The sequence below is a fragment of the Bradyrhizobium sp. AS23.2 genome (genome assembly GCF_001908185.1).
Taxonomy (GTDB): Bacteria; Pseudomonadota; Alphaproteobacteria; order Rhizobiales; family Xanthobacteraceae; genus Bradyrhizobium.
The window spans coordinates 54,853-64,116 of the sequence record NZ_LGHM01000041.1 but is presented as its reverse complement, the minus strand read 5'-3'; the positions used below and the strand labels follow the sequence as shown (position 1 = coordinate 64,116).

Annotated in this window: 8 protein-coding genes; 3 read left to right on the top strand and 5 right to left on the bottom strand. The window is 63.7% G+C overall.

The annotated features are described in order from the left end of the window. Window positions 1–281: 281 nt before the first annotated feature. The 5 genes from boxB to AC630_RS09230 form a co-directional block, all read right to left on the bottom strand. A complete protein-coding gene (boxB, locus tag AC630_RS09250) occupies window positions 282–1,733 on the bottom strand; it encodes a benzoyl-CoA 2,3-epoxidase subunit BoxB (protein WP_074118155.1) in 1,452 nt (483 codons plus the stop codon). A 143-nt stretch (window positions 1,734–1,876) separates the two neighbouring features. Beyond that, window positions 1,877–3,565 carry a 2,3-epoxybenzoyl-CoA dihydrolase gene (boxC, locus tag AC630_RS09245; RefSeq protein ID WP_074118154.1) on the bottom strand — a complete coding sequence of 563 codons (1,689 nt, stop codon included), beginning with the start codon at window positions 3,563–3,565 and terminating at the stop codon, window positions 1,877–1,879. Between the two features lie 116 nt (window positions 3,566–3,681). Next, window positions 3,682–4,209 carry a DUF309 domain-containing protein gene (locus AC630_RS09240; RefSeq protein ID WP_074118153.1) on the bottom strand — a complete coding sequence of 176 codons (528 nt, stop codon included), beginning with the start codon at window positions 4,207–4,209 and terminating at the stop codon, window positions 3,682–3,684. An 18-nt stretch (window positions 4,210–4,227) separates the two neighbouring features. Beyond that, window positions 4,228–5,046, bottom strand: coding sequence for an alpha/beta fold hydrolase (locus tag AC630_RS09235; protein ID WP_208866986.1), 819 nt, complete (start codon window positions 5,044–5,046; stop codon window positions 4,228–4,230). Window positions 5,047–5,196: 150 nt separating this feature from the next. Then, window positions 5,197–6,738 carry a benzoate-CoA ligase family protein gene (locus AC630_RS09230; protein ID WP_074118151.1) on the bottom strand — a complete coding sequence of 514 codons (1,542 nt, stop codon included), beginning with the start codon at window positions 6,736–6,738 and terminating at the stop codon, window positions 5,197–5,199. 136 nt (window positions 6,739–6,874) lie between these two features. Here AC630_RS09230 and AC630_RS09225 point away from each other — a divergent pair, with 136 nt between their 5' ends. From AC630_RS09225 to AC630_RS09215, 3 genes are all read left to right on the top strand, one after another. After that, window positions 6,875–7,783, top strand: a complete 909-nt coding sequence (locus AC630_RS09225) for a helix-turn-helix transcriptional regulator (RefSeq protein WP_074118150.1) — start codon at window positions 6,875–6,877, stop codon at window positions 7,781–7,783. Between the two features lie 150 nt (window positions 7,784–7,933). Further along, window positions 7,934–8,329: a group II truncated hemoglobin gene (locus AC630_RS09220; RefSeq protein ID WP_074118164.1), complete on the top strand. Its 396-nt coding sequence runs from the start codon at window positions 7,934–7,936 to the stop codon at window positions 8,327–8,329. A 124-nt stretch (window positions 8,330–8,453) separates the two neighbouring features. Further along, complete coding sequence (locus tag AC630_RS09215) at window positions 8,454–9,134, top strand: transglutaminase-like domain-containing protein (RefSeq protein ID WP_074118149.1); 681 nt, start codon at window positions 8,454–8,456, stop codon at window positions 9,132–9,134. Window positions 9,135–9,264 lie beyond the last annotated feature (130 nt).

The window sequence follows — 9,264 nt, the reverse complement described above, 5'->3', positions numbered from 1 at the left end:
CAGAAGCGCCGGCGGGCCTCCAGATCTGCACGATCGTCAGGATCTTCCGGGACCGCGAGGTCCCGCCAGCGTCTCATCTTCCATCAGGAAGACGCCAACAACATGCAATCCGGGACCCATAACCACAGGCAGTAGTTTGGCGAAGATTCGTGGTTGCTAGCTCGTGCCACGACCCCTCCCTGGGGTTATGGATCCCGGATCTGCGCAAACGCCTGGCAACTGCGTTGCCAGGCGTTTGCTTGTCCGGGACGACAGGGGAGTGTGTGGAGCAACGTCGCGTCTTACGACTCGATCTTCACGTACTCGAAGTCACCCGGCTTGTTGTCGATGCCGACTTTCGGCGGCGAGATCCAGGACGCGAACTTGCCGGTCTCGGTGACGGGCTGCATCAGCGAAGTGATGAAGTCGCCGTCGCCGGTCGAGGGCAGCCACTCGTCCTTGCGCTTGGCCCAGGTGGCATCGTCGATCAGGATGCCATCGGGCGTCGCATGAACGTCCTTGAATTCGCCGATGTGGCGATGGAAGGCGACGTTCGGCAGCGTCAGCTTGAAATCGTAGCCCGCGGTCGAGATCACCTTGTTCCAGCGCAGCATGCCCTTCACGCAGTCCTGGCTGTAGTCGTCGCGCAGGCGCATGTTGAGCGCGGTGAGCGCCGGCTCGTCGACCAGCTTGATTTCGCCATTGATGTACTTCAGCACCGGATAGGTGGCGTTCTTGAGCTGGTGATCATCCTCGATCTGGGTCTCATGGTAGCGGCCCTTGATGCCGGCGTTGAAGGCATTCGCCGCATTGGTCGAGACCTCCGAGCCGAACAGGTCGAGCGACAGCGTGTAGTGCAGGTTCAGCTTCTTCTGGATGGTCGGCAGGTCGATCACGCCGAGCGCACGGACCTTAGCGATATCGGTGGGATCGGAGATGCCGGCTTCGCGCATCGCATCGCAGGTGCGCTGCACGACGCGGGTGATGCCGGTCTCACCGACGAACATGTGGTGCGCCTCCTCGGTCAGCATGAAGCGGCAGGTGCGCGACAGGGGATCGAAGCCCGACTGCGCCAGTGAGTGCAGCTGCATCTTGCCGTCGCGGTCGGTGAAGTAGGTGAACATGAAGAAGGACAGCCAGTCCGGCGTCGCCTCGTTGAAGGCCCCTAACATACGGGGCGCATCCGCATCGCCCGAGCGGCGGCGCAGCAAGTCGTCGGCTTCTTCACGACCGTCGCGGCCGAAATATTTCTGGAGCAGGTAGACCATCGCCCAGAGGTGACGGCCTTCCTCAACATTGACCTGGAACAGGTTGCGCATGTCGTACAGCGAGGGCGCGGTCTTGCCGAGATGGCGCTGCTGCTCGACCGAAGCCGGCTCGGTGTCGCCCTGGATCACGATCAGGCGGCGCAGCATCGCGCGATGCTCGCCCGGGACTTCCTGCCAGGCCGGCTCGCCATAGTGCTCGCCGAACGGCACGACGCGGTTCTCTTCCTGCGGTGCAAGCAGGATGCCCCAGCGATATTCGGGCATCCGCACATAGTCGAACTTGGCCCAGCCGCGCGGGTCGACCGAGTAGGCGGTGCGCAAGTACACCAGCGATTCCTGGAAGCCTTCCGGCCCCATGTCGCTCCACCAGTCCATGTAGCCGGGATGCCAGCCTTCGAGCGCCTTCAACACCTGGCGGTCTTCCGCGAGATTCACGTTGTTCGGAATCTTGGTCGAGTAGTCGACGTTCATGATGTTCATGTTCATGGCCGTGCTCCTTGCGATCTCGTGTCCCGGACGCAGTGCGGCGCGAAGTGCTGCACTGCTGAGCCGGGACCCATATGGTCCGTGTGGGTCCCGGTTCTGCGTCGCATCACTTCGTGACGCAGCGCGCCCGGGACATGAGAGAGTTACACCCGCGTCATATCGAATTTCGGCTTCTGCCCGCTGCCGTAGCGGCGCAGCGCGCCTTCCTCGCCGACTGCGTTCGGCCGCTGGAAGATCCAGTTCTGCCACGCAGTCAGGCGCGCGAAGATCTTTGACTCCATCGTCTCGGGACCGACGAAGCGGAGGCTCGCTTCCATGCCGGTCAGGCTGTCGGGCGAGAAGCTGGCGCGCTCCTCCAGAAATACGCGAACCTCATCGTCCCAGTCGATGTCGTCGAGCGCGAAGGTGACGAGGCCGAGCTCTTCGGCCTGCTCGGCGTCGAGCGTCGTGCCGACGGTGGCTTCCGCGCGTTCCACGTCCGACGGATCGGCCTGGAAGCGCGACTCCAGGCGCGTCAGCCCATGGCTCATCGGATACGGACCGAAGTTCATGGCCGAAAGTTCGATCGAGGGCGGCGGACGGTTGTCGCCCTGGCGCGTGCCGACCAGCATGTAGGAGCGGTCGGCGGCGAAAACGAGTTCGGCGAGCGTGCCGGCAAAGCAGGAGCCGGGCTCGACCAGCGTCACCAGCGTGCGCGAGGTGACGTCGATGCGCTTCAACACACGCTTCCAGTAGTGGCGGATCTCATTGACCAGCCAGTGCGCCTTGTTGGCTTCAAGGAAGGCGTCGCTGGCAAGCACGTGGGCGCGATCGCCATGGCTCTTGAACACCAGCATCGCGATCTCGAGCTCGTTGATACGCAGATGCAGGATGGCGTCGTCGAGCTCGCGCGCGACCTGGAGCGACCAGAACGAAGGCCCCTGCGCCATCATGCCGTCGATATCAGCGGGCGGCGCAGCTTCCGGCGCCTTGATCGAGATGGTGGCGATCCGCGCGGCACGGTCGATATCGACACTGACGAAGCCGTAGCGGATGCTGGTTTCGTCGATCACCCGCTTGAGCGGCGAGAGCGCGATGCCCTTGCCGCCGCCCTTGCGCTTCGAGCTGCCGGCGAATTCCCTGGCGCGCTCGGCGATCTTGGCCTCTAACTTCGAGTTCGGCGCGATCTCGTCGACCAGGCGCCACTGCACGGCGCGCTTGCCCTTCACGCCCTCCTCGATGGTGCAGAAGAAGTCGGCGTGATCGCGGCGCACCTTGCGCTTGTCGACAACGCGCGTCAGACCGCCGGTGCCCGGCAGCACCGCGAGCAGCGGCACTTCAGGCAAAGCGACAGCAGACGAGCCGTCATCGGCAAGAATGATATGGTCGGTCGCGAGCGCGAGCTCATAGCCGCCGCCGGCGGCGGAGCCATTCACCACCGTGATGAAGCGCTGGCCGGAATTCTCCGAGGAGTCTTCCATGCCGTTGCGGGTCTCGTTGGTGAACTTGCAGAAGTTGACCTTGTGGGCGTGAGTGGAGCCCGCGAGCATGCGGATGTTGGCGCCGGCACAGAACACGCGGTTCTTGGCCGAACGCATCACCACGACCTTCACTTCCGGGTGTTCGAAGCGCAGCCGCTGGATCGCGTCGGCAAGCTCGATGTCAACGCCGAGATCATAGGAATTGAGCTTGAGCAGATAGCCCTCGAACAGGCCGCCATTCTCGTCGACATCCATGGTCAGGGTCGCGACGTCGCCATCGACCGCGAGCTTCCAGTGCCGGTAGCGGGACGGTTCGGTCTGGAAATCGATGAATGTCGCACCGCCTGCGAGGCGCCGATCTTCCCCGGCCATGGGCCACCCTTGAGCTTGGTTATGAGTTCTGGCTGTAGTGCTAGATGCACAATAGTGCATCTTTTAGAGCGCGTCTAGTCCATAACGGCGGACGCATGCACTTTGTTTCATGAAATCTATTGAGACCGCGCAGTCGCGCCGAGCGCGACCCAGTCCGCCTTGGAGAGCTGCGGTCGGCCAAACGTGACCTGGAGCAGCGCCACCAATGGCGCAACCGGGAAGCTCTCGACGAAGCCGTCGCCGCCCGCGGCTGTCTTGCGGGAATTGAGGATTTGCAACTCCGCGAGCGCATCCCCAAACAGGCGCGCGGCCGAATGCGGTCGCTGCATGCGCAGCCGCAGGTTCGCATTGGCGATATGGATGCAGGCGCGCAGCAGAATGCGCTCCCGGCTGCCTTGCGGGGCTGCTGCCCAGACCGCCTCCAACACCTCCTGCGATTCCCAGAAATAGCCGCGGTCATTGAGCGCGAGCCCGTAGCGCAGCGCCGGGTGGCGCGCCGGCACGTAGCCGCGGAACGCCGAGGGCACCAGCGCCTTGGCCATGTCCAGCGTCTCGTAGTCCGCGTCGCCCCCGCCGGCCTCGCCCGGCACATAAGCCCATTGCGGCCACGGCAGTGGACCGCCCATATTCGGCGGCACATTCATTGATGTGCCTCCGCAAGCTCATGCGGTGCGTCCCTGAAGTCCCTGATCGTCGCGCAGGGCCGCCTTTGCAAATTGCTCAATCGCGTCAAGCGTCGCCCCTGGCGCTTCACGATGCGGGGAATGCCCCGCGCCTGAAATAATTTTTAGATCTACCGGACAATAACACTCTTCCTGCGCAATCTCGACCTGGCGCAGCGTCCCATATTGGTCGTTTCCACCCTGCAGGACCATGACCGGAATGCGGATATAGGCGAGATATTCCGAGATGTCCCAGTCGCGGAACGCCGGATCGAGCCAGGCGCCGTTCCAGCCGTAGAAAGCGTTGTCGACGTCCTTGTGCCAGCGCGCGAGCTTCGTCTTCAGGTCTGTGGTCTCGTAAGTGGTCTTGATCGCCGCGATGGATTTCACCGAGATATCTTCGACAATGAAATGCGGCGCGATCAGCACGAGGCCGTTGAGGCGGTGATCCTGATGCGCGCCTGCATAGATCGTCGCGATCGAGGCACCATCAGAATGGCCGAGCAAGAGGCCGCGCTTGAAGCCGATCACGTCGAGGATCTTCGGCAGCACGCCCAGCGCTTCCCGCTGCATGTAATCGAGCGGCCGCGGCAGCGTCACCGGGCTCGATTGGCCGTAGCCCGCGCGCGAATAGGCGAAGATCCCGGCACCGGTCGCTTGCTGGAGCTTCTCCGGAAAATCGTTCCACAGGCTGACCGAGCCGAGGCCTTCATGCAGCATGACGATGGTCGGCGCATCAGCGGCTTGCGGCGCGAGCCATTTGTACTCGAGGCTGGCGCCACCGATGGTAAGGAAGCCGGTCGGATTGAGGGCGGTCATGCTTTCGTTCCCATTCATCCCGTCATTCCGGACAGCTCGCAACGCGAGCTGATCCGGAATCTCGAGATTGTCGTCTGCCGCTCGAGATTCTCAGGTGCGCAAGTGCGCACATAGTTCGATGCTTCGCATGGCCCCGGAATGACGAACTCCTCAATTCGCGCCCTGACGCAGCTTAAACCGCTGGATCTTTCCAGTCGCCGTCTTCGGCAAGGACTCCACCACATCGATCCAGCGCGGATATTTCCAGGGGCCGATCTTCTGCTTGACGTGCTCCTTCAGCATTTCCTGCAGATTCGTCGTCTTCGCACCGGGGCGCAGCACGACAAAGGCCTTGGGCTTCAGCAACCCTTCCGGATCGGCTTCGGGCACGACGGCGGCTTCGAGCACGGCCGGATGCGTGATCAGCGCACTCTCGACCTCGAACGGCGAGACCCAGATGCCGGAGACCTTGAACATGTCGTCGGCGCGGCCGCAGAAGGTGTAGCGGCCCTCGGCGTCCCTGACATATTTGTCGCCGGTACGGGTCCACGGTCCCTCGAACGTGCGGCGGCTCTTGTGGCGCTGGTTCCAGTAACCCTCGCCGGCGGAGGGCGCATCGACCAGAAGCTCGCCGACCTCGCCGTCAGCCACGTCCTGGCCGGCCTCGTTGACCAGCCGCACCGCGTAGCCCGGCACCGGCTTGCCGGAAGAGCCGTATTTGATGTCGCCGGGCGCGTTCGACAGGAAGATGTGCAAGAGCTCGGTCGAGCCGACGCCATCGAGGATGTCGACACCGAAGCGCGCCTTCCAGCTGTTGCCGACGGATTCCGGCAGCGCCTCGCCAGCCGAGGTGCAGATGCGCAAGGACTTGCCGCCGCGCTCGGCCTTCATCGTCTCGTCATTGAGCATCGCCGCGAACAGCGTCGGCACGCCGTAGAAGATCGATGGATTGAACTTGTTCATCAGGTCGAACATGCGCGCCGGCGTCGGGCGCTCGCTGTTCAGCACTACGGTGGCGCCGACCGACATCGGGAAGGTCAACGCATTGCCGAGGCCATAGGCGAAGAACAGTTTTGCCGCGGAGAGGCAGACGTCGCCTTCGCGGATGCCGAGCACCTGCTTCGCATAAGTGTCCGCGGTTGCCTGCAGGTTCGAATGCAGATGACGCACGCCCTTGGGCATGCCGGTCGAGCCGGACGAGTAGAGCCAGAACGCCGGCTCGTCGGGATGCGTCGCCGCGGTGGTGAACTGGTCGCTCTCACCCGCGAGCTCCTCGGCGAGCTGCTTGTGGCCATTCATCTTGGCGCCCGACACCACGACATGCTCGAGATCCGGCATGCGGCCGACCACGTCCTTGATGACGGGATAGAGCGCCTCCGACACGAACAGCACGCGCGCGCGACAGTCGGCGAGGATGTAGGCGTACTGGTCCGCGGTCAGCAGCGTGTTTAACGGCACCGGCACGATGCCCGCGCGGATCGCGCCCAGGAACACGACCGGGAAGTCCACCGTATCGAGCATGATCATCGCCACGCGCTCCTCGCGGCGCACGCCGAGACGGCGCAGCATGTTGGCAGCGCGCCGCGTCTCGCGCGCGAGCTCGCCATAGGTGAGCCGCGAGACGGTGTCGTCGAAGACGAGCTTGTTGCCCCTGCCCTCCTCGACGTTACGATCGAGCAGCCAGGTCACCGCGTTATAGGATCCCTCGCTCACGGACTTCTCCCCTGAATTTAGAATTATAATTCATAGAAAGACACCGCCGCAGCTTGCTGTCAATGCCAGCAGGCATTATGTTTCATTAAAATGCGCCGCGGGACAACCGCTAAAGAAGGCCCATGATCTGTAGTCCATGACCGACAGTCCCGACGCCGAATCCCGATTTCTCGAACAGCTCGGCCAGCGTGTGCGCACCATGCGCGCGCTGCGCGGCATGTCGCGCAAGGTGCTCGCCAGGGTATCAGGAATTTCGGAGCGCTACATCGCGCAGCTCGAGAGCGGCAAGGGCAATGTCTCCATCGTGCTCTTGCGCCGCGTGTCGGACGCGATGGGCGCGCATCTGGAAGATTTACTTCCGAGCGCCGATCCGACGCCGGACTGGCAGATGTTTCGCGATCTCCTGCGCAAGGCGACGCCTGCCCAGATCGCACAGGCCAAGGATCTGCTCGCCGGCGGCAGTGCAACCGCATCGCACCGCGCTCCGTTCTGCGGCATCGCGCTGATCGGCCTGCGCGGCGCCGGCAAGTCCACGCTGGGCAAGATCCTGGCGAAGAAGGTCGGCTGGAGCTTCGTCGAGCTCAACAAGGAGGTCGAGCAGCAGAACGGGCTCTCGGTCGCCGAGATCATCGCGCTCTACGGCCAGGAAGGTTTTCGCCGCATGGAGCAGGCGGCGCTGCAACAACTGCTCGCCCGCAACGAGCTGATGGTGCTGGCGACCGGCGGCGGCATCGTGTCGGAGCCGCTGACCTTCGACCAGATCCTGACGTCGTTCTACACGATCTGGCTGAAGGCCGAACCCGAGGAGCACATGGCCCGCGTACGCCGCCAGGGTGATTTGCGTCCAATGGCCGACGACCGCTCTGCGATGACGGAGCTGCGCAACATCCTCTTGAGCCGCGAGCCGCTGTATTCGCGCGCGACCGCGGTGGTGGATACCGCGGGGCTCAGTGTGGACGCCGCCGCCGCACGTCTCATCGATGCGGTCCGTCCGGTGCTGCAGAACGAGGCCCGCAGCTTTGGGCTGCGCAGCGTGGCGCTGTAGAAAGATTAGACCCCGCGACACCTACACCCACCGCTGTCGTCCCGGACAAGCGAAGCGCAGATCCGGGACGACAGCGGTGTTTGTGCGCGACCTCGAATGACCTATATCCGAGCCCAGCAACAAGCCTTGGGATAGATCTTGGGATAGATGATGACTGACAGTGACGTCGCAATCTCCATGTTCGAGCGGATCGGCGGCAGCGCCACGATCGATCGGCTCGTCGACCGATTCTACGAGCGCATGGATACGCTGCCGGAGGCGAAAGTCATCCGCGCCATGCATGCGGCCGACCTTGGCCTGATCAGGGATGTGCTGAAGCGCTATCTCACCGAGTGGACCGGCGGCCCGCGACTCTATTCGGTCGAGAAGGGGCATCCGCGGCTGCGGCAGCGGCACATCGGTTTTGCCATCGGCGATGCCGAACGTGACGCCTGGCTGCTCTGCATGCGCGGCGCGCTGGAGGAGACGGTTGTTGATTCTGCCGCGCGGCAAAATTTCGACCGGGCGCTATCCGGCCTTGCTGACTGGATGCGCAACCGGCAATGAACACATCGGGAGCCGACCGCACACCCGTGCCTTGCGGCCCGTGAAGACGTGGCATGCCCGCGTGCAGCCCTTCGACGCATCAGGCGATTTGAATTCCGTGCAGGTCACCTGCTAAGCTCAGATTATGACCGAGTCCCTCCCCGATACCATCCGCCGCCTCTACACCGATCCCGGCGAGTACATCGACAGCGATCATCCCGCCGTGCGGCAATTCGCCGAGACCGCCGTGCGCGCCGATGCGAGCAATCGCGAAAAGGCGAGCATGCTCTACAAGGCGGTGCGCGACGGCATCCGCTACAATCCCTATGTCAGCATGCGCGTCGCCGAGACCTTTCGCGCCTCGAGCGTGCTCGCCGCCGGGCAAGGTTATTGCGTCGGCAAGGCCGCGCTCTATGCCGCCGCCTGCCGCGTCCACGGCATTCCGGCCCGCGTTGGCTTTGCCGATGTAAAGAACCATCTCACCACCGAGAAGCTGCGCCAGAGCATGGGCACGGACATGTTCACCTGGCACGGCTTTACCGAGGTCTATGTCGACGGCGCCTGGCGCAAGGCGACGCCGACCTTCAACGACACGCTCTGCGCCAAGGTCGGCGTGGCGCCGCTCGATTTCGACGGCCACACCGATGCGCTGCTGCATCCGTTCGACGGCGCCGGCCGCGCCTACATGCAATATGTCAACGACCGCGGCAGCTATCACGACGTGCCGGCGAAGTTTTTGATGCGCGAAATGGCGCGCGAGTACGCCAACATGCAGGGCGAAGCTCTTGCCGGCCGCGACATGGAGCGCGAGGCCTCAGAAGCGTGAGTTGCGTGAATTCGCGGAGCGAAACCCACCGCTTTCCATCCGCAGATCCCACCTCACAAGCGGCGCGGCGGGTTACCCCTTGCAAATTCTCTCGTGGCGCGACCGAACTCGCGGCCCTGCTGCCCCACCC